Origin of the sequence: Agarivorans sp. 2_MG-2023 (assembly GCF_030548085.1) — a bacterium.
Lineage (GTDB): Bacteria > Pseudomonadota > Gammaproteobacteria > Enterobacterales > Celerinatantimonadaceae > Agarivorans.
In genome coordinates this window covers 458,215-479,467 of the sequence record NZ_JAUORQ010000002.1, presented here as the reverse complement: position 1 = coordinate 479,467, position 21,253 = coordinate 458,215, and the positions used below count along the sequence as shown (strand labels likewise).

General features: G+C 44.3%; 17 protein-coding genes. 13 read left to right on the top strand and 4 right to left on the bottom strand.

The genetic code is table 11. From position 1 onward, the window contains the following. The first annotated feature begins 81 nt into the window (after positions 1–81). The 3 genes from gcvP to Q4549_RS04825 all read left to right on the top strand — a co-directional run bounded on the left by gcvP (position 82) and on the right by Q4549_RS04825 (position 4,455). Positions 82–2,967, top strand: coding sequence for an aminomethyl-transferring glycine dehydrogenase (gene gcvP, locus Q4549_RS04835; protein WP_303548854.1), 2,886 nt, complete (start codon positions 82–84; stop codon positions 2,965–2,967). Positions 2,968–3,148: 181 nt separating this feature from the next. Beyond that, complete coding sequence (locus Q4549_RS04830) at positions 3,149–4,057, top strand: hypothetical protein (RefSeq protein ID WP_303548857.1); 909 nt, start codon at positions 3,149–3,151, stop codon at positions 4,055–4,057. Continuing rightward, positions 4,054–4,455 (top strand): hypothetical protein, encoded by a 402-nt coding sequence (locus Q4549_RS04825; protein ID WP_303548860.1) that lies wholly within the window; start codon positions 4,054–4,056, stop codon positions 4,453–4,455. The genes Q4549_RS04830 and Q4549_RS04825 overlap by 4 nt, the downstream gene beginning before the upstream one ends. A gap of 113 nt (positions 4,456–4,568) precedes the next feature. On the opposite strand, the gene Q4549_RS04820 is transcribed toward Q4549_RS04825, so the two are convergent. Beyond that, a complete protein-coding gene (locus Q4549_RS04820) occupies positions 4,569–6,881 on the bottom strand; it encodes an AAA family ATPase (RefSeq protein WP_303548863.1) in 2,313 nt (770 codons plus the stop codon). Between the two features lie 70 nt (positions 6,882–6,951). Then, entirely contained in the window at positions 6,952–8,445 is a 1,494-nt protein-coding gene (gene dgt, locus Q4549_RS04815; protein WP_303548867.1) for a dGTPase, read from the bottom strand. 674 nt (positions 8,446–9,119) lie between these two features. Between dgt and Q4549_RS04810 the strand changes: the two genes are divergently transcribed. Beyond that, positions 9,120–9,620 carry a hypothetical protein gene (locus tag Q4549_RS04810; RefSeq protein WP_303548869.1) on the top strand — a complete coding sequence of 167 codons (501 nt, stop codon included), beginning with the start codon at positions 9,120–9,122 and terminating at the stop codon, positions 9,618–9,620. Between the two features lie 215 nt (positions 9,621–9,835). Continuing rightward, entirely contained in the window at positions 9,836–10,270 is a 435-nt protein-coding gene (locus tag Q4549_RS04805; RefSeq protein WP_303548872.1) for a hypothetical protein, read from the top strand. Positions 10,271–10,389: 119 nt separating this feature from the next. Here the strand turns inward: Q4549_RS04805 and Q4549_RS04800 are convergent, their stop codons facing one another. Next, the gene (locus Q4549_RS04800; RefSeq protein ID WP_303548874.1) at positions 10,390–11,472 is read right to left on the bottom strand and encodes an L-dopachrome tautomerase-related protein; all 1,083 of its coding nucleotides are present in this window, start codon (positions 11,470–11,472) and stop codon (positions 10,390–10,392) included. Positions 11,473–11,545: 73 nt separating this feature from the next. After that, positions 11,546–11,836 (bottom strand): putative quinol monooxygenase, encoded by a 291-nt coding sequence (locus Q4549_RS04795; RefSeq protein WP_303548877.1) that lies wholly within the window; start codon positions 11,834–11,836, stop codon positions 11,546–11,548. Positions 11,837–12,084: 248 nt separating this feature from the next. Here Q4549_RS04795 and Q4549_RS04790 point away from each other — a divergent pair, with 248 nt between their 5' ends. From Q4549_RS04790 to Q4549_RS04755, 8 genes are all read left to right on the top strand, one after another. After that, the gene (locus tag Q4549_RS04790) at positions 12,085–13,005 is read left to right on the top strand and encodes a LysR family transcriptional regulator (protein ID WP_303548880.1); all 921 of its coding nucleotides are present in this window, start codon (positions 12,085–12,087) and stop codon (positions 13,003–13,005) included. 451 nt (positions 13,006–13,456) lie between these two features. Next, entirely contained in the window at positions 13,457–14,050 is a 594-nt protein-coding gene (betI, locus tag Q4549_RS04785) for a transcriptional regulator BetI (protein WP_303548882.1), read from the top strand. Positions 14,051–14,098: 48 nt separating this feature from the next. Continuing rightward, entirely contained in the window at positions 14,099–15,553 is a 1,455-nt protein-coding gene (betB, locus tag Q4549_RS04780) for a betaine-aldehyde dehydrogenase (RefSeq protein ID WP_303549706.1), read from the top strand. A 69-nt stretch (positions 15,554–15,622) separates the two neighbouring features. Continuing rightward, the gene (gene betA / locus Q4549_RS04775) at positions 15,623–17,317 is read left to right on the top strand and encodes a choline dehydrogenase (protein ID WP_303548885.1); all 1,695 of its coding nucleotides are present in this window, start codon (positions 15,623–15,625) and stop codon (positions 17,315–17,317) included. Between the two features lie 133 nt (positions 17,318–17,450). Further along, positions 17,451–18,398, top strand: a complete 948-nt coding sequence (locus Q4549_RS04770) for a choline ABC transporter substrate-binding protein (protein ID WP_303509295.1) — start codon at positions 17,451–17,453, stop codon at positions 18,396–18,398. Positions 18,399–18,492: 94 nt separating this feature from the next. After that, positions 18,493–19,341: a choline ABC transporter permease subunit gene (gene choW, locus Q4549_RS04765; protein WP_303548887.1), complete on the top strand. Its 849-nt coding sequence runs from the start codon at positions 18,493–18,495 to the stop codon at positions 19,339–19,341. Between the two features lie 2 nt (positions 19,342–19,343). Continuing rightward, a complete protein-coding gene (gene choV, locus Q4549_RS04760) occupies positions 19,344–20,540 on the top strand; it encodes a choline ABC transporter ATP-binding protein (RefSeq protein ID WP_303548889.1) in 1,197 nt (398 codons plus the stop codon). A gap of 84 nt (positions 20,541–20,624) precedes the next feature. Then, positions 20,625–21,206: a hypothetical protein gene (locus tag Q4549_RS04755; RefSeq protein WP_303548892.1), complete on the top strand. Its 582-nt coding sequence runs from the start codon at positions 20,625–20,627 to the stop codon at positions 21,204–21,206. Positions 21,207–21,253: the final 47 nt, after the last annotated feature.

The window sequence follows — 21,253 nt, the reverse complement described above, 5'->3', positions numbered from 1 at the left end:
TGTAAAACCTTAAAACACAGCAATAAAAATAGCTAACAAACAACGCAACGCACTTTGTTTCAGTAATACAGGAATCGTTCAATGAACCCCTCTTTGCCTTTAAGCGAATTAGAGCAAAACCAAGACTTTATTCGCCGCCACATTGGCCCCGATCAAGCCGAAGTTAACACCATGCTCCAGCAGCTTGGCTTAAACTCTGTAGAGCAACTTATAGAGCAAACAGTGCCAGAGCAAATTCGCTTAAGCGAAGGCCTGAATATTGGCGACAGCCTTACCGAGCAACAAGCCCTAGCGGCGCTGCGCAAGTTAGCGAAACAAAACAAGGTTTACCGCAGTTACATAGGCATGGGTTACCACAATACTCATGTACCGCATGTTATTTTGCGTAACGTATTTGAAAACCCAGGTTGGTACACCGCGTATACGCCTTACCAACCAGAGATTGCTCAAGGCCGCTTAGAAGCACTGCTTAACTTCCAACAGTTAACCTTGGACCTAACCGGCTTAGAGCTAGCTAGCGCATCCTTATTAGATGAAGCCACCGCAGCGGCCGAAGCGATGGCCTTGGCTAAACGTGTCTCTAAAAACAAAAAATGTAACCTCTACTTTATTGCCGACGATGTGCACCCACAAACCATCGACGTAGTAAAAGAGCGCGCTGACTTTTTTGGTTTTGATATTGAAGTAGGCCCAGCCGAAAGCGTGGTTGAACACAATGTATTTGGCGCCTTGTTGCAATACCCCGGCACCACAGGCCGTGTACGCGATTTAAGCGAGCTAATCGAACAAGTACATAGCAATAAAGGCATTGTGGCAATTGCTGCCGACATTATGGCCTTGGTAATGCTTAAATCACCGGGTGCGATGGGTGCCGACGTAGTGCTAGGTTGTGCCCAACGCTTTGGTGTACCAATGGGTTATGGTGGGCCACATGCGGCATTTTTTGCTACGCGTGATGCTTACAAACGTTCACTACCGGGTCGGATTATTGGTGTATCTAAAGATCGCCGCGGCAAGCCAGCATTGCGTATGGCGCTACAAACCCGCGAGCAACATATTCGCCGCGAAAAAGCCAACTCAAACATTTGTACTGCGCAAGTATTGCTAGCCAACATGGCCTCGTTTTACGCGGTATTCCACGGCCCAGATGGCTTGCGCACCATTGCCCAACGCATTCACCGTTTAACCGCCATACTTGCCCATGGCCTAGATGCCAAAGGCTTAAGCCCAGAGCACGCGCAATACTTTGATACTCTAAGCATTAAAGTGAGCGACAAAGACGCAGTTAAAGCGCGCAGCGAAGCACTAGGCATTAACTTGCGTATGGATTTAGAAGGCGCAGTGGCACTTAGCTTAGATGAAACCACTACGGCTGCAGACGTAAACGATTTATTCACCGTGCTGCTTGGCGAAGGCCACGGCTTAGACGCGGCGCGTTTAGATGACATTGTGAAGGGCGAAACCTGCATACCAGAAACGCTATTGCGTGATACGCCAATTCTAGAGCACGAAGTATTTAACCGTTACCGCAGCGAAACCGACGTATTACGTTATATTCGTAAGCTAGAGGGTAAAGATTTAGCGCTTAATCATTCAATGATCTCGCTAGGCTCATGCACCATGAAGCTAAACGCCACCGCCGAGATGATCCCGGTAACTTGGCCAGAATTCTCAAGCATGCACCCCTTCTGCCCAAGTGACCAAGCACAAGGCTACCACGCCATGATTAGCCAGCTAGAAGACTGGCTAGTAAACATCACTGGTTACGATTCTATTTGTATGCAGCCTAACTCGGGCGCGCAAGGCGAATACGCGGGCTTGCTGGCGATTCAAAAATACCATGCTAGCCGTGGCGACCATCACCGTAACATTTGTTTAATTCCAAGCTCGGCGCACGGTACTAACCCTGCCTCGGCACAAATGGCTAACTTAAAAGTGGTGGTGGTAGCTTGTGACAAAGAGGGCAACGTAGACATGGCCGACATGCGCAGCAAAGCGGAAGAGCTAGCCGAGCAGCTTTCATGTGTGATGATTACCTACCCAAGTACTCACGGCGTATACGAAGAAACCATTAAAGAGATTTGCGACATTGTTCATGACAACGGCGGCCAAGTATATATGGACGGCGCCAACATGAACGCTCAAGTGGGCATTACTTCACCGGGCTTTATTGGCTCAGACGTAAGCCACTTAAACCTACACAAAACCTTTGCTATTCCACACGGTGGCGGTGGCCCAGGTATGGGACCAATCGGCGTTAAAGCCCATTTGGCACCATTTGTAGCTGGCCACAGCGTAGTAAGCAATGGCAAAGCCAGCCATGCTAACGCCGCGGTATCGGCAGCGCCTTATGGCAGTGCGTCTATCTTGCCAATTAGTTGGATGTACGTCGCCATGTTGGGTAACCAAGGGCTACGCCAATCATCAGAAATCGCCATTCTAAACGCTAACTACTTAGCTAGCCGTTTAAGCCAAGGCTTCCCTATTTTATATAGCGGACAAAACGGCCGCGTAGCGCACGAATGTATTATTGATATGCGCCCACTTAAAGAAGCGACCGGCATTACCGAAATGGACGTAGCCAAACGCCTAAACGATTATGGCTTCCACGCGCCAACCATGAGCTTCCCAGTAGCGGGCACCTTAATGGTAGAGCCAACCGAGTCGGAATCGCTGGCCGAAATCGACCGCTTTATTGATGCGATGTTATCGATACGCGCCGAGATAGCCAAAGTAGAAACCGGCGAGTGGACCCTGCAAGACAACCCACTAGTATTTGCCCCGCATACGCTAGATGACCTAACCGACGCCCAGTGGACCCACAACTACAGCCGCGAGCTAGCCGTGTTCCCATGTGAAGCGGTTAAGCAAAACAAATTCTGGCCGACGGTAAACCGCATTGATGATGTGTATGGGGATAGGAACCTCTTTTGTGCTTGCCTGCCAATGGAAGCGTACCAAGAGTAAAAATCGAAACCTTTTCAGTGTGTTATGGTAGAAAGCGAAGCAGCGATGCTTCGCTTTTTTTGTGTCTGTTTGGTTTCGTCAGATGTTTTTTATGACTTGATTAAATTATTGTTGACTGCATCAATAGTAATGAGTAGTTTGTCAGAATAACTGCTATTAATAAGATACTTAGGACTAACTCTTGATTTCGTTACTAATGAATGGCTCTGTGGGAGAACGAGGCAAGAACTCTTCCTCTGATGTTTATCTGATCAAAGCGTTGTTAAATCCGTACGCACGAAAAACTAAAAAAACTGTGTTACCTATGAATGGTAGTATCGATGCTGCAACTTTGGGGTTGTTAGAAGAATTTCAGAAAAAAGTTGTACGAATGGCTAAGCCCGATAGATTGGTTTCTGTAGGTGGCGGTACTTTTAAGAAATTGGTAGAGCACCTTAAAACTGGATTTACAGTTCAATCGCTTACAGCGCCTAAAAAAGGTTTATTAACTTGGGCGGCAGAGGGACACGAAGGAGGGCTATTCCATAGCCGATTACTTCATGTTCCAAGTACCAACTCTGGCTTAACAATAGGTCGAGGGTACGACATGAAAGATAAGTCGTCTAGCTTGGTAGCTTCCCAGCTAATGAAAGCTGGCATTGGCTCTGCAGAGGCGATGAAAGTAGCAGCAGGTGCTAGATTGAAAGGAAAGGCAGCGAAAGACTTCATCATCACTAACGACCTTTTAGACTTTGAAGTCAGCCCCAAAATTCAACTTGCACTGTTTAATATTGCATATGGAGAGAAGGAGAAAACAGTACTTCGTATATGCAAAAAAACTGATACGGTTGCGGCTTATGGCACTGTTGATTGGGGGACTTTGCCTGGTTCTTTATTAGAGCTATTTATTGATTTAACTTATCGGGGAGATTATTCGGGTACAACGCGTAAGTTTTTACAAAAGCCTTTAGCTCAAGGAGACATAGCAGCCTTGAAGTTGTTATTTAGTGACCGTTCTAAATGGGCTTCAGTACCTCACGAACGATTTAAAGCTCGAAGCAAATTTGCCAATTCAATTTCTAGTACTTCAACAGCTCAGGTTACGCCATGAAACACCTATTAAAAACCATAACACTTAGCTTAGTATTATTTTCTGGCGCGGCTTGCACCCAAGACAATAAATCTTTGCAAGTAAGGGACGAAGTTGTTGGCATTGTAGGGAGCGAAACCGTGACCTACATGAGATACAACACAGAAGAGCAGCCATGTATCACTCTACGGCTAGAGAATGCAGATGTTTCTAAAACTCTATGTAAGTACACCGACCAACAAGGTAATACCGTAGACGTAACAACAGATGTTGCGGCTATAGACTACCTTTCTCCAACATTTACCGCTGATGGTTTAGAAGTGACTTTAGATTTAATCTCTTATTACTTGGATTGCCGTATTCAGCTTACCGAAACAACAATTGGTGAGCCTGTTTGCACGTTTAAGGATATGGATTAATAGGAAAGGCGAAGCAGCGATGCTTCGCCTTTTTTGTTAGCCGATAGAGAGTCTAAGCAATAGAATTTAAAGTTACTTTGACCTTAGTTATTCAAGGGAAACTGATTTGCTCTTCATATACCAGTGATGAATTGCAGCGTTTCTTGAGCATATGATTGAACTGTTTGTAGATCTAAGCTTTGAATCTTAGTATTAAAACCTTCTGCGTGATGAAACGCCTTAGAAAATTCATTAATTTTAGTGATTTGGCTTATTCGATTATGCGTATCGAAGAAGTGACTAGTTGGATCTGTCTCATCTCGAATCATCGAAATCATATCACCTAACCAAACCCCCTCATTAAATTCCCTAGGGTATAAGAAGCGTAAGTGAGCTTCTAAAATAGGGCGAATAGAACGAGCAATTTCAACCTTTGATTCATCTTTAGCGTCAGCAACAAAGTCATAGAGTTTGTTATATTCTTTGTGGTACGAGTGAAGGACATGAGAATCATAGTTGCTTCTTTCTATCATTTGACTCGATATATATTGAGAGCTGTTAGCCTTATGAGGATCTGATTTTTTATACGATACATCAATCTCAAAGCACTTAGTATGTTGAGATAATATCGAGTGTTTCTGAATTTCAGATAAGAAGAATGGATCGTGACTAAATACGATGGTTTGATAGCTGTTGTTAATCAGCTTTTCGATCTCAACGATAGTTGCGTCTTTGCGATAGTTATCTAATGACGACATAGGGTCGTCTAAAACAACGATAGAATTGTCGCAATTAGCCTTGGAAAACTTAGATAAGAAGAATGCTAGAGCGAGAGAAGATCTATCACCGATACTCAGAACGCGCTCAAAAATGTGTTTGTTATCGTCCACATTTTCAACTGAAAGCTCTTTGTCGATAAAGGTTATTACATACTTAAGACGAGTTGAACCGCCTTTACCTTTATTGTCTTTATCAAGCTCTTTGACTCTTATCATTGAGTGAAAGTTTTTCAATAACAGGTTAATAGAATCTTTATGCTCTTTAATGCTATCTTCCTGATCTTTATCAATTTCTTCTTTTAGCTCTTTGATTTTCTTAGTCTTGTCTTTTTTGTCATCAGACAGAGATTTGTGATTAACCAAATCGTCAACTACTTCTGTCTCGAAACGCTTCTGGGTTTCTTTAATGCTGTCGATCTTGGCTTTGAGAGTTTGAGTTGAACCTGTTGCTAATTCATTCAAAAACTTAGTAACTTGTTCGTTAAATTCTTGCACTTCACTGTTATATGCTGAGAAATCAAACCCATCAAAAATACTATCGAATAGTTGATTGAACTTGGTGAAATCAGTTTCTAACAATAAGTCTTTTTTCTTCTCATTGATCAGGTTGACACACTCAAGTTCGATTGATGTTGATAAAGAATCAAGGTCTTTAAAGTCATATTGAGGATTGGAGCCTTTGATACGATCTGACCAAGTTTTGATAATCTCATTATTGGATTTTACTAGAGCTGTTAAGTCTTCAATGTTACAACCAATCGCTCTTACATCTAATTCGAACTGGTCACTATCAAGCTCGAACTTATCACTAGCCATGGTGTACGATTCACTAATGAAGTCCTGATACAAACTAAAGATATTGGAGTTTGCAAGAGGTTGAGCGCAAAAAGGGCAATTATCTGATTCGTTTACCAGTTGAGTGCCAGTTTCAAGCCACATAACATCACGCTCTTTAAGATTATTAGTAATGTGCAACTCGACTTTTTCTTGTGCTTCTTTTGAAAGACTCTCAATGTTCAGTGTGAAGACGCTTATATCTATATCTGGCCTAGTCAGTGTCAAGGGAGAAAGCTTTTTACGACTCTTGTAGTGTTCTACACTTTTCAAATCTTGTATTTGAGCTTCAAGACTTGCAATCTCAGTATTAGCGTTAGGAGTAGCTTTTATCTCACGGATTTTAGCAACTGTTTTGCTGGGAAATTTCGTAGTAAGTCGCGTGTCAATTGGGCTTAGCTGAATGTTGATAGCGTCAATTTCTGCTTTAAGCGTATCAATGTCTTGTTCCTTTAATACTGATACTTTACCTAATGAAAACTCATAATAATTAGTGAGTTGACTACGATCTTTAGCATTAGGAATATAAAGGTTACTATCAATGAATTCTTGATTGAATACTTGGAAATTGAACGGCGTTTGAAGCGAGTTTAGTGTTACGTTTGCACCGCCTACTCGAAGAGAGAGAGCAGGTAAACCATCAGACTCTAAAGGTTTGAGTGCATCTATCGCCGCTTTGTTGTTTTCGTTGATGAAGTTAAATAGCTTACTTAACGTAGATTTTCCTGAACCATTACGCCCGTAGATTAGATTCAGCTTATCAAACCCTTGAGACAATGCTCGCTTGTGTTGCCATTGCTTGATGTTTTCAATTTTTATTATTTTTTCTAGCATCTCTAATTCTTTTGGTTAACTACAAAATTTAAGCTTCAAGTTAGTGCAATTTGAAAGCCCGCTTATTTGCCTAAAAATCACTTATCACATTAAACGCTCTAAACTCGTCGTAGGCGTATTGGTCGGTCATGCCGCTGATATAGTCAATAATCAGCCGCGTGCGGTAGTAAAACTCCCGGCATTGCCCGTTGCCAAACTCATTACTCACTGGCTCTTCCGTCATGGCTTTTTGATAGGCAGCTAAATGCTTAGCCGGTAGCTTTTTGAATAGGCGCTGTATGTAAGCAGAGCTTTTTTCTTTGGGTTTTGTGTTATCTACCAAGTATTCAAACTGGCCTTGGCTTAGTGTTAACAGTGGTTGGTAACAAGCCATTAAACCAGAGATGATTTGGTAGCCTTGTAGCTCGCGGGCTTCTACCTCTGGGTGGCAAAAGCAACGTTCTAGCGCGACGCTTTTAAAGGTTTCTACAATGTGGTGGTTTACGCTGCCATCTTCGATAAGCGCACGGTTTAAGCTGCCTTGGTAAACGGCTTCTAAGTTTGCTACAAACTGGTTTTTGGCATGTTCGGGCAAGCGTTGGTTTACCTCTACCCTTAAAAATACAAAAAACATGCTGTTGCTTTCGTGCCCGCGCGTAGAGGCTTTATCTAGCATCTTGCTCATGGTTGCCTGCTCTGCTTCTGGCAGTGATGCGGCTAAACTTGCGAATTTTTCTGTTAAGGCGATTTTTAGCTCATCTACGCTTAGCACGCCTTTTTCTATGGCATCTTCTAAATCGGCGATGCCGTAAGACACATCATCGGCCGCTTCCATAATGTAAGAAAAGGGCGAGCGGCAGTATTGGTCTATGTCTAAGCTATTGCGAATGTCTTGAATGTAGTTTTTCTCGCTAAGGTAATAACCCACTTTCTTTTTTAAGTAACTAAAGGGAGCGCTTTTTTCTGGTTTAACTTCTGTTCCGCAACGAGTGTATTTGAGTATGCCAGAGGCTTGCGAGTAGGTGAGGTTGAGCTTTAATAAGGAGTGAATAAGCCGAATGCCTTGGGCGTTGCCCTCGAAGCTGACTAAGTCTCGGTGAATGGCTTCTGGCAGAGTTTGTTTCGGTTTTTTGTTCTGGTCTTCGTTTAACTCTGTTGCTTGAGAGCTTTGGTAAAGGCTATTGAGGTTTTTGCTTAGCCAATCAATTAAGGCTTCTTCACCAAAGTGACCAAAGGGCGGGTTGCCTATGTCGTGCATTAAACAGGACATTTCAACAATGCTTTCTAATTGCCGTTCTAGCCCTTTGAGTTGGTAGCGATCTTTTTCGTCAACTAAGGCTTCACAAATGAGCTGAGAAATATAGCGACCCACTTGCTGTACTTCTAAAGAGTGGGTAAGGCGACTGCGCACTGCAGCGTTGCGCTCTAAGGGGAATACTTGGGTCTTTTGCTGCAATCGCCGAACCGCAGCGCTGTTAATGATTCGGCCTCGATCGCTCTCAAATTTCTTTAAGTCGGCATTAAGCTCTGGCTTAGCTGGGTAGGGCCGAGTACCGAGAATCTTGTTAGCGAAATTTACCGTCATACTCTAAGCCGCTCTCTATCAATTAGAGTATTTATACTGCTGTATTATCAATGCAAAATCAATTATTGAGTTGTTTGAAAATAAGCTTTGTTACCAAGTTGTGGCCTACTCTTCGAAATAACAAATAAGCACAGCAAGTAGGAAAATAAGCAAAGATGATATCTGGAAGTACCAAGCGAGTTTTATATCTTTTGGGCGAAGGTGATGTATGGGTAAATAATTGCTGGAGCCTCTACGCCGTTTAATATCTTCAGCAACTATGTCAAACGCGTAGCCGGTAATCTGGTTGCTAGTACTTCTTTCCCCTGAGCGGTTTATTTTGTTCAGGTAGTCAACGGTTATCTTCCTAAAGGTGATGGTAGCCACAGCCCAATTGATGACCAGTAGAAAACAGGTAATTAAGAGCAGTGATTCATAAATAAGCTGACTTAAAGGCATGGCTAACCGCGTTTTATCATATGGTTTTAACTTTTCTTACTTCATCTTTTAAGGCTTTAACTCGATAATTCAGAGGTATATCATGTTAATGAGTTAAAAGTAAATAAAGGCGCCGGGCTTTAGTTCATTAGGGACGGTTATGTGTCTCTAGTTTTTCGAAGAAGTAATCGTAGCACTATCTCAATAGTTTTCGAGGCGATAGTAAGTTGAATAAATCAATAATTGGCGGCAATTGAGTGACTGAAAAAAACTTGAATGACGAAGAACTTATTAGCTGGTTTCCTCCTTTAGCTTCGACGCTTTGTTTCTTACTTGTCACTTTGCTTACGATGATCTTTTTTGGTTCAAGCATGGGAAATTGGGGGATGTTAGACATTGCTCCTGAGCTTGTTTGGGGAGTCGGAGCGATATTTATGGTTATATTTTGTGTGATTAACTTTCGAATTACCCGAGGCTCTTTTAGGTGTAAAAAGTTATTGCAACTGTATGTTTTAACTGTGATTATTGTCTCACTGCCCTTATGGCTAACTTACGACCCCTTTGAGGACAAGGTACGAGCTTTATTGCAGGTATTTACTTTAGTTTGTGGGCTACTTGTTCTAAAACTCACATCTTCTAAAACATACCAAGCATTTATTCAGTTTCAGTACGATGCTCAACAAAGCTTGAAAGCAGTAAAGCTGGAAGTTGAGCAAGAGATACAGGAAATACTGAAGAGTATGCAACAAGGTAAGTAGCTGCATTAGCTTAGTGAAAAAGGCTCATAGCTTATAAGGCTTTTTTGTTCTTAGTTATTTGGTATCCCGCTCTTAAAAACAAACCCAAATCACCCTTATCCAAAGGCCTTAGTCAGGTGATTTCAACGTAATCGTTCAAAGTTGAATTACCCATTTATTAGAAGCAATCTGAGTCGTTAAGCCTCGTACCTTAGCAAGAAAGGTGAGAATGGAATATGCAAGAAATACATGATTATCTGATACGAGAAGAAGAGAGCGGTTTAGTACTTAGTTTGGAGGGTTCTAAACAGCAATTTTTTTTACCGGGTGTGCTGGTAGAGAAGGGGTTTAAGCTTGCTAATGGTGAGAGTCTTTGGCTAACCAGCAATGACTCTCCCTACGAAGAAACTTTGTACGTAAGCCTTGTTAACTCTAAAAACTTAGTGGTAGATAAGCTTGAGCTTTATAAACCTTTTACGCCGGGAGTTTTAAACGAGGTCGTTATGGGTGATAGCAGTATTCAATTTGAGTTTTGGGCTGAGGAAACTCATCAGGTAGCAGTAGGGAAAGATAAAAAGTTATGTTTCCCTCGTCTATTTTCTGAGGCTGGTTGTTATTACGTAAGTAAATTCATGCCAAGTCGTTTATCCATTTCAAAGCTAGAAAAATAAGAATGTACCCACGTAACAACTAGTACTAGGCAGCGGTACTCTTTTTCCACTAGTATGATTCGAACTCTCTAAAAGCGACAAGATACGAAGACCACTTCATATCTTGTCTATTCATTCTTCTAATCTAACTTGATGCGCAACACATGGTAAGGCTTGCTTGAACCTTCTTCACCTTGGTTGAAAGCAGGGTGGAGGTGCAGCGAGTTTTGAGTTACGTACAAATAGCCATTTTGGATTGAGAAACCATCGGCCCAAGACAATAGTTTGTCGTCTTGTGCAAAGAGCTTGTAACCATTTTGGTTGGCAATGCCAATGGCATTTTTCTCAATGTCGCCCACATAAATATCACCGTTGTCAGAGATAATCATGCCATCGCTTGGGCGCTTTTCACTAAAGAACTCGATACTTTGGCCAAGCTTGTCAGCACTTAGCTTTTCATTCGCTAAGGCTTGAGCGGGAATGCGGTAAATAGCGCTACCGTTTACCGAGCCAAAATATAACCACTGGTTGTTGGCATCAATAGTGATTGGGTTTAAGCCTAGGTACAGCGCATCTACATTACCGTTTTCACGTTTGGTGGCCATTGGCGCGTTATCTATTCGCACTTCATGTTCTGGCGATAATAGTGTTTTATGTGATTGCAGTACGCGGCGAGATTCGCCAGTCACCAAATCAACCACCACAAAGGCTGGCGCCGCTTCGCCGTATAGGTTTCCTAAGCTGGTATCAGCAATGTACATTTGCTGGCGCTGGGTATCTAAGGCGAAGTCTTGTAGGAAAGAGTTGCCTACCATTACGTCTTTGCTTATCTCGATACGTTTGAACAGGGTGTTGTTTACGCTGTTCCAGGCAACAATTTGGGCGGGTGAGTCGGCGCTGCCCATATCCAGAATCCACACTACGCCATCTTTAGTGCTGTCGATGCCAATCACCGACGAAAAGCCGACTTCGCCCTTCTCGGGGCCGTTTGCCCAATCTTGAGTGGGGTAGGGCTGGGTTGAGCCGTCTTTCATTAGCTCAACCACTCTAAACTCTGGCGCATCTAGGGGCTGCATAGATAAAAAGGTGCGGCCTTGTGGGGTAACGGTAATGTTACCTGGGCGAGTGCCCTCTAGCTGCGCAACCACTTCTATGTTGGCTGCTTGTGCGGTGTTAATGAGCAATGCGGTGCTTAGTGCCAATAATGTGCTTAGCTTTTTCATGTGAAGCCTCTTTCCTTTTAAGCCCCACTAATACAGGGCTTGGTGTGTCGTATTTAAAATGTAGGTGTGCCGTTTAGGCGATTTTTGTCATTTCGTTTAGGGTGAAGCTAGCTACTGCTCCGTCGGTGGTAGCCATGTAATCGGCTAAATGTTGGTTGCCCATGTGTGCTTGCCAAAGTTCACGCGAGGTCCAGTTTTCGTAAAAAGTGAAGTGCGCTGGGTTTTCGTTGTCTTGGTGAAGGTCGTAGTTAATGCAGCCTTCTTCGGCGCGGGTAATCTCAATCAGTTTTAGTAGTTCTGCTTTTACCAATTCAATTTTGTCTGCATTGGCAACAATGTTTGCAACGATAGTTAATGTAGTCATAGGGTATTCCTCAGTTGTTTAATTTTGCGCTGCGGTTGCAGTGCCTTGTTGGTATGGATGTATAGTAGTGGTGAAATTAACAATGAAAAACAGGCTTTAATTTGAATTATTATCAAATATTAATTGATAATAATTGAGGGTTATTCTGCTAAGCGGGCTTATTGCCTTAGCTCTTGTTGCTGTATTGACTTGATTAGCTGCTAATATCGATACAATAAATAGTTGATTATCAAATTCTGGTAGACAGTATGCTTCTTGAAGATTTGCAGGTGATTTTAAAAGTGGCGGAGTTTCGCAGTATTACTGCAGCGGCCACTAATTTAGATATGCGTACCGCCACGGCCAGTGCGGCAGTAAAAAGAGTTGAGGCATCACTGGGCGCAGAACTATTTATACGCACCACTCGCCACCTTCGTTTGTCGTCTGCGGGTGAACGTTATTTGCCGCAGTGCCAGCAAGCTTTAAAAATGCTTGAGCAGGCCAAGTTAAATATGCGCGAAGACTTAGGCATTATTGATGGCGAAATTCGAATCTCTCTGTCGTCTGATTTAGGTCGAAACCTAATTACCCCTTGGTTAGATGAATTTTTACTTGAGTACCCCAAGGTGGAGTTGCGCAGCAGCATTAGTGACAGCAACATTGATTTTTATCGTGACTCGGTAGATATGGCGCTGCGTTACGGCTCACCGAATGATGCCAACATGTATGGCTTTAAGATTTGTGATGTACCCAGGTTGGTATGTGCAAGCCCCGAATACATAGCTGAACATGGCACACCTAGCGGGCCAGAGAAGCTAATTGAACACAACGTTCTGCTGTATCAACTACACGATATTTTGCAAGACGAATGGCAGTTTGACGATGGCCAGCAAAAGCACAAAGTGAAGCTAAAAGGTAACCGAGCATCTAATGACGGTGACTTAGTCAGGCGCTGGTGTGTGGCAGGCAAGGGCATTGCCGTTAAGTCTTGTCTTGATATGTCGCGCGACTTATTAGCCGGCCGAGTATTGAGTGTTATGCCGCAATACCAAGCCACCCCTACCGAGCTATGGTTAGTCTGCCCTAGTCGTCAATCTATTACGCCTACGGTGCGTTTATTGCGCGATCTTTTTAGAAAGAAAACCGAGACCATTCTTAATGAGATGCATAAAAAGGGCATTTTGAACTGAGTGGTTACGGCACCTTTACTGGCGCTAGGGCTGCTGTTTTAGCAAGCAACCTCAGCCCTTGTTACCTTGGTTTTTGATCTTTTAGGCGCTTCTTACAAATTATTTTTTTGTGAAGATGTATTTATTTTTAGCTGGGCTAAGCGTGGCTAGTTGCTGGTGTTTTTCGGTTGTGTAGCGCTTATCTGGGGCCGGTCTCTCATTCGGCAATTACTTCGCTATCTACTTGAAATAACTAAATAGAAATCATTCCCACTTCTTATTTTGGCGCTTTAAACCTCTGTTTTTGGCTTGTTTGGCTGCGAGTAAAAGCCGTTGCCAAATTCGCTGTAAATCAGCCATGAAAGCCACCCCGCCTGCCCTTGAACACACTGAGCAAACTTTGACTTTTATTTAAATTGCTGTAAATTTATTTTTAATTGCACGTTCAATTAAGAAACATTTAAGTAACAATATGCCAAAAGTAGGAATGCCCGAAATACGCCGACCGCAACTTGTAGAAGCCACTATGGCGGTGATTGACGAGGTGGGGTTATCGGGCGCTAGCGTTACCTTAATCAGTAAAAAAGCGGGGGTGTCTTCAGGGATCATTCACCACTATTTTGGTGGCAAGCATGGTTTATTAGAAGAAACCATGCGCACCGTGTTACGCCGATTATCTGCTACGTCTATTGCGCACTTACAAGCCGCAGACCCTAATAACGTTACCGCTAGGGTTATGGCGATTGTGGCAGCTAATTTTGATGGCTACCAAGTAGAAAGCAAAGTGGTAAAAACCTGGTTGGCCTTTTGGGCGCAGGCGATGCACGACAGCGATTTACACCGATTACAGCGGGTTAACGAGCGCCGCTTGTTGTCGCATCTTCGTTATGAACTAAAACAAGCCTTACCCACCGAGCAAGCGCTGTTTGTGGCACAGGGTATTGCTGCCTTAATTGACGGCATTTGGCTACGGGGCGCGCTAAATCCCGATGGTATTTCTCCAGAAAACGCGCAAAAAATCATTTCCGATTATCTCGAAAAACAGCTCGCGCCATACTTGAGCTAACGCTTTAACCATGCAATCACTATTAATTATCAAGGCATTTTGATGAAAATGAAGTCTCTTTACATCCATGGTCAGGCAACTGATGCCACATCAGTTGACACGTTTATTACGGCTAATCCTGCCACTGGTGAGCCATTAGCGGAAGTTGGCCAAGCATCGGCTGATGATGTAGACCGTGCGGTTGCCTCGGCGCAACAGGGCTTTAAAGTGTGGTCGGCGATGAGCGGCATGGAGCGAGGCCGCATTATGATGCGTGCAGTTGCTATATTGCGCGAACGTAACAACGAGCTAGCAGAGCTAGAGGTAAAAGATACCGGCAAGCCCATTCAAGAAGCTATTGAAGTGGATATTGTGACAGGCGCCGATGTGATTGAATATTACGCGGGGCTAGCGGCGGCTATTCAAGGCCAGCAACAAGACCTAGGCCATGGCCAATTTTTTTATACGCGCCGTGAGCCGCTAGGTGTTTGCGCCGGTATTGGCGCATGGAATTATCCTATTCAAATCGCCATGTGGAAATCTGCCCCAGCATTAGCCGCTGGTAACGCTATGGTGTTTAAACCCTCTGAAGAAACGCCTTTATCAGTATTAAAATTAGCTGAGATCTTTACCGAAGCAGGCCTACCAGACGGCGTATTTAACGTGGTGCAAGGTGACTACCGCGTTGGCCAAATGCTCTCTCGCCATGCCGATATTGCCAAAGTGTCTTTCACGGGTGAATCTGGCACCGGCAAAAAAGTGATGGCCGATGCAGCCGGCACCCTTAAAGACATCACCATGGAACTGGGCGGAAAATCGCCATTGATTGTGTTTGACGATGCTAAGTTAGACAACGCGGTATCGGCTGCCATGCTCGCCAACTTTTATACCCAAGGTGAAGTATGTACTAACGGTACGCGGGTATTTGTACATGATGCTATTTATGAGCAATTTGTTGAGCAAATTGCCCACCGAACAAGCAAGTTGCAGATTGGCGATCCCAGCAATATGGCGACACAAATTGGCGCACTTATCTCTGAAGAACACATGCACAAGGTGCTGGGTTTTATTGAGGCGGGTAAGCAATCTGGTGCACGCCTGATATGCGGTGGCGAACGCGAAACCGCCAATGGCTTAGACAAAGGCTATTTTGTACAGCCCACCATTTTTGCCGATTGCAGTGACGACATGCCGCAAGTGCAAGAAGAGATCTTTGGCCCAGTAATGTCGATTCTACGTTTTAGTGATGAAGATGAAGTGGTTAAGCGCGCCAATGCTACCCAATATGGCTTAGCCGCGGGTTTGTTTACCCAAAACCTATCACGTGCCCATCGGGTGATTGCGCAAATAGAAGCCGGTATTTGTTGGGTAAATACTTGGGGTGGCTCGCCAGCAGAAATGCCAGTGGGCGGTTACAAGCAATCGGGCATTGGCAGAGAAAACGGTATTGAAACACTTAATCATTACACTCAAAACAAGAGTGTGTTGATTGAGCTGGGTGATCTTGAGTGTCCTTACGAGTAAGCCAAATACAGTGGTTATGTTAGGCCTAGGAAATCGCACACCTTATTGGTTGGAACGTCAGGGAAAGAAATGAACACCAAGTATGATTACATTATTGTTGGCGCGGGTTCTGCGGGCTGTGTATTAGCCAACCGCTTAAGTGCCTCGGGCAAGCACTCGGTTTTACTGCTTGAAGCTGGTGGCAGTGATAGCAGTATTTTCATTCAAATGCCGACTGCGCTGTCTTACCCCATGAACAGTGATAAATATGCCTGGCAGTTTGAAAGCCAGCCAGAAGCAGGCATAGATAATCGCCGCTTACATTGCCCTAGAGGGCGAGTGCTGGGCGGCAGCTCATCGATTAACGGCATGGTATATGTGCGTGGCCATGCTTGCGATTTTGATGAGTGGGTAGAGCAAGGCGCTGCTGGCTGGAGTTACCAAGAGTGCTTGCCGTATTTTCGTCGTGCGGAATCGTGGAACGGTGGCGAAGATGCCTACCGAGGTGGCGATGGCCCACTAGCCACGTGTAATGGCAATAACATGACCCTGAACCCGCTTTACCAAGCCTTTATTGATGCAGGGCAGCAAGCAGGCTACCCAAAAACCAACGACTACAACGGTTACCAGCAAGAGGGTTTTGGCCCAATGCATATGACCGTAGACAAAGGCGTACGCGCCTCAAGTTCTAATGCTTATTTACGTAGCGCCAACAAGCGTAAAAACCTTAGCGTAAAACAAGGTGTGGTGACCCGCAAAGTGCTGCTAAAAGACAAGCGTGCGGTAGGTGTTGAAATTGAAGTCGGTGGAAAAATTCAATCGATTTATGCCAACAGCGAGGTGATATTGTCGGCGGGTTCTGTTGGCTCACCACAGCTATTGCAGCTGTCTGGCATTGGCCCCAAAGCGGTGCTAAAAGATGCTGGTATTGCCCTAGAGCATGACTTACCTGGCGTGGGTGAGAATTTGCAAGACCATCTAGAAGTGTATTTTCAGTATGCTTGTCGCCAAGCGATTACCCTCAACAGTAAGCTGGGGCTAATTAGCAAAGGTTTGATTGGCACCCGCTGGATACTATTAAAAGATGGCTTAGGGGCGACTAATCACTTTGAGTCCTGCGCCTTTATTCGTTCGCGAGCAGGCTTAAAGTGGCCGAATATTCAGTATCACTTTTTGCCTGCGGCTATGCGTTACGACGGGCAAGCAGCGTTTGACGGGCATGGTTTTCAGTTACATGTTGGGCCAAATAAACCGCAAAGTCGTGGCCGCATTCGAGTGACTTCTGCCGACCCACATGGCAAACCAAGCATCGAATTTAACTACATCAGTACCGCGCAAGATAAACAAGATTGGCGCGACTGTATCCGTTTAAGCCGCGAGATTTTGGCACAGCCAGCCATGGATGACTACCGCGGTGAAGAGATTCAACCGGGCGTAGATATTGATAGCGATGAAGAGATAGATGCTTGGGTAAGGCAAAATGTAGAAAGTGCCTATCACCCTTCTTGTAGCTGCAAAATGGGCGCTGATAACGACCCAATGGCGGTGCTTAATCAGCATTGTCAGGTAAAGGGCATTGCTGGTTTACGGGTGGTAGATTCTTCAGTATTCCCAACCATCCCTAACGGTAACCTTAATGCTCCTACCATTATGGTCGCCGAGAAAGTCGCAGACGCTATTTTAGGCAATACACCGCTTGCTGCCTCAGATGCAGCAACATGGATTGCTCCCAATTGGGACACCGAGCAACGCACAGGTAGTGCACAACGCCCCGCCTTTCGCTGACAAAGAACACTTAAAAACACATGACAGTTTACTGGAGACGAAGATCGCTCCAGTACGTTGTTACACGCAAGAATTTGTTAGGGGCGCTAAGCGTGCCTCGGTAACACTCACTACGGACTAAAAAGGAAGAGTCATGAACAATACACCGATTAAACGCGCCATTATAGGCAGTACCGCTTTACTACTGAGTTTTTCAGCCTCAACGGTTGCTGCTGCGCAATGTGACACTGTGCGTTTTTCTGATGTAGGTTGGACAGATATTACCGCCACAACCGCAATAACCAGTGAAGTACTTAAAGGCTTGGGTTACCAAACCACGACTCAGTTGTTGTCTGTACCAGTGACTTACTCGTCGATGGCTAACAACGACATCGACGTGTTCTTAGGTAACTGGATGCCAACCATGGAAGCCGACATTGCCAAGTATCGCGAGCAAGGAACTGTTGAAACGGTACGCGCAAATTTAGAAGGCGCTAAGTACACCCTAGCGGTACCTAAATATGTTTACGATGCGGGCGTGCATAGCTTTGCCGATTTGGCCAAGCATAAAGAGCAGCTTCGAGGTCGTATTTATGGCATTGAGCCAGGTAACGATGGTAATCGCCTTATTCAAGACATGATCGACAAAAATGCTTTTGATCTAAAAGGCTTCAAACTGATTGAATCAAGCGAAGCGGGCATGGTGTCGCAAGTAAAACGCGCCGTTGACCGCGAGCAATGGGTGGCCTTTTTAGGCTGGGCGCCGCACCCAATGAACAGCAATTTTGATATGGCTTACCTCGACGGTGGCGACGACTTCTTTGGCCCTAACTACGGTGGCGCTAATGTTTACACTAACGTGCGTAAAGGCTACCTAGAAACTTGTTCAAACGTAGGTCAGTTGCTTAAAAATTTAAGCTTTAGTTTGGAAATGGAAAACCAACTGATGGCGAGCATTTTAGATGACAAACAACAGCCTGATGCAGCAGCCAAAGCCTGGTTAAAAGCTAATCCTGAAGCCTTGGCTGAATGGCTTAAGCAAGTGACTGCACGTGACGGTAGCGATGCTAGCAAAGCGCTACAAACTTACTTAAACATCTAGTCAATGTTTTAGCTCGCTGCGGCAAATATGCCACAGCGAGCTAGCGTTATTTTATTAATTTAATCAACACAATACAGACCATTAAGGAGTAACAGTGGACTTTATTACAGAGCATAAAATCCCATTAGGTGAATGGATGGCCACCTTCGTGGATTGGCTAACCTACAGCGCCGCCGGATTTTTTGACTCAGTGTCATATACCCTGGAATCAGTGATTATGTTTTTGGTGGAGCTATTTAAGTGGTTTCCGCCTTCGGTGCCCATTGTGGTTACCGCCTTATTAGCGTGGTTTTTACACCGCAGTATTTCTCTCGTGATATTTATCGTAGCTGCCTTGCTGCTGATTATGAACCTAGGCTACTGGGAAGAGATGCTTGAAACGCTGGTACTGGTGCTAAGTGCTACCACTATTTCGTTGTTGGTAGGCGTGCCAATCGGCATTGTTGCCGCACATAAACCTTGGTTATACACCATACTCAGGCCCATTCTCGATTTGATGCAAACCATTCCCACCTTTGTTTATTTAATTCCCACCTTAGTGTTATTTGGTTTAGGGGTGGTTCCGGGTCTTATTTCTACCATTATTTTTGCCATTGCTGCTCCAATACGTCTCACTTATTTAGGCATTAGCCGGGTACCAGATGAACTGGTTGAAGCCGGTAAAGCATTCGGCGCTAGCCGACTGAAATTATTGCTTAAGGTTGAGCTTCCGGCGGCAATGCCAAATATTATGGCAGGGGTAACCCAGTGCATTATGTTGTCTTTATCGATGGTGGTGATTGCCGCGCTAGTAGGGGCCGATGGCTTAGGTAAACCAGTAGTGCGCGCGTTAAACACGGTGAATATAGCCCAAGGTTTTGAAGCGGGATTAGCGATTGTATTGGTGGCGATTATTTTAGACCGCTTATGTAAAAGCCCCGCTAGCCAGAACAAAGAGGGATAGGCATGAGTGCAATTAGTATTAAAAACTTAGATGTGCTGTTTGGTTTTCAAACCGCCAAATCTTTAGCTTTGCTAGATCAAGGCGCTAGCCGCCAAGAGATTATTGATGCCACTGGCGACGTGGTAGGTGTTCACGATGTTAGCCTTGATATTAAAAAGGGTGAGATTTGCGTATTAATGGGCTTGTCTGGTTCGGGTAAATCGAGCTTGTTACGGGCAATTAATGGGTTAAATACGGTTACCCGTGGTTCACTCACTATTGAAGATGGCGAACAGCCAATTGATTTGGCTAATTGTGATAAAGCGGCCTTGCGCCACTTACGTACCAATCGCATTTCAATGGTGTTTCAAAAGTTTGCCCTCATGCCGTGGTTAAGTGTGTTAGATAACGCTGCTTTTGGCTTGGAGATGCAAGGCATCACTAAAGCAGAGCGCAGACGCCTGGCCGAAGAAACTCTAGAGCTAGTGGGCTTAGCCGAGTGGAAAGATAACTTCCCGCATGAGCTATCGGGTGGCATGCAGCAAAGGGTTGGGCTGGCGCGAGCATTTACCATGGATAGCGATATTTTATTAATGGATGAGCCGTTCTCGGCGCTGGATCCTTTGATAAGAACCCAGCTACAGGATGAGCTGTTAGAGCTACAACGTAAGCTAAACAAAACCATCGTATTTGTAAGCCACGACTTAGACGAAGCGCTAAAGCTGGGCAACAAAATTGCCATTATGGAATCGGGCCGTGTAATACAGCACGGTAGACCAGAAGATATAGTGCTTAACCCAAAAACAGAATACGTAGGGGAGTTTGTTGCGCATACTAATCCGCTAAATGTGCTTTGTGGCCGCTCTTTAATGACCGAAACCAGTGAGCTTAAAACCCAAAACGATAAGCTGGTATTGAGCGAGTATGATCAAAGCTACATTGAAGTGAATCATCTAAAGCAGGTGGTATCGGTAACACGCGGAAACAAAATTTTGCCTCTGCATCGATGGCAAGAGGGCGACAACATAGAGTCCCTAAGTAAAGATAGCCAAGTGATTGCTCCTGCTGATGTGTCTATGCGTGAAGGTTTAGAAATTCGCTATAGAACAGGGTTACCGGTGTTACTGGCTGATGAAGGTGTGCTGGTGGGAGTATTAGCTGACAATGATTTCTACCATGCGCTGCTAGGTAAACACTTTTCTTATGAAGCGAGCGCTTAAATATTTTTCAGTATTTTTGGTGATGGTAATAGCCCTTTACTGATGACGATAAGTATTTAAAACAAGCCATAAAGGCGGATCAATATGATTCGCCTTTTTTGTATTCATCAGTTTATAAAAATTACGCGCGACTCACTGGGTAAGCGCTGTATTGCAAAAATGGCCTTAACAGTAAAAAAGTCTATTAAGGCCGTACTTATCTTAGTAGAATCTTGGTCAATAAAGGTTAGTGATTTAAATGTTACTAATCTCAAGGTAAAACATTCGAAGGGAGTCGGTGCGTTGCTTAAATGGAAAGTATTCTTTTGGCTTGGTGTCATTGCCACCATTGCTAATGTTTTGCTTAGTGTGTATCAAGATAAACCGGCTATTGGAGTGTTGCTATCAACACTAATAACAGCGGTACTGTTAGTTCCTTATTACGGTTATGCTTATCAAAAAGCGCTGGCAACAGTAACACTGTGGAAGATACTGCTGTGGTTAGAAGCCTTGCTAATGGCCTTTGTTCTGCTGTTTGCAGTGATTGGCCAAGTGGCTTATTTAGCGGGTGAAGGTGGTGTTTCTGTCGCCTTGTTAGGTTCAGTACTTATATTGCTAATTTGTCCGCTTACCTTAATTCCCCCTTATCGTTATGTATATCGCTCAAATGCGTTGTGGAATATTTAACCATGATATTTCTTTTGGGAAAATATGGTCATTAAAAACCAAGGTTA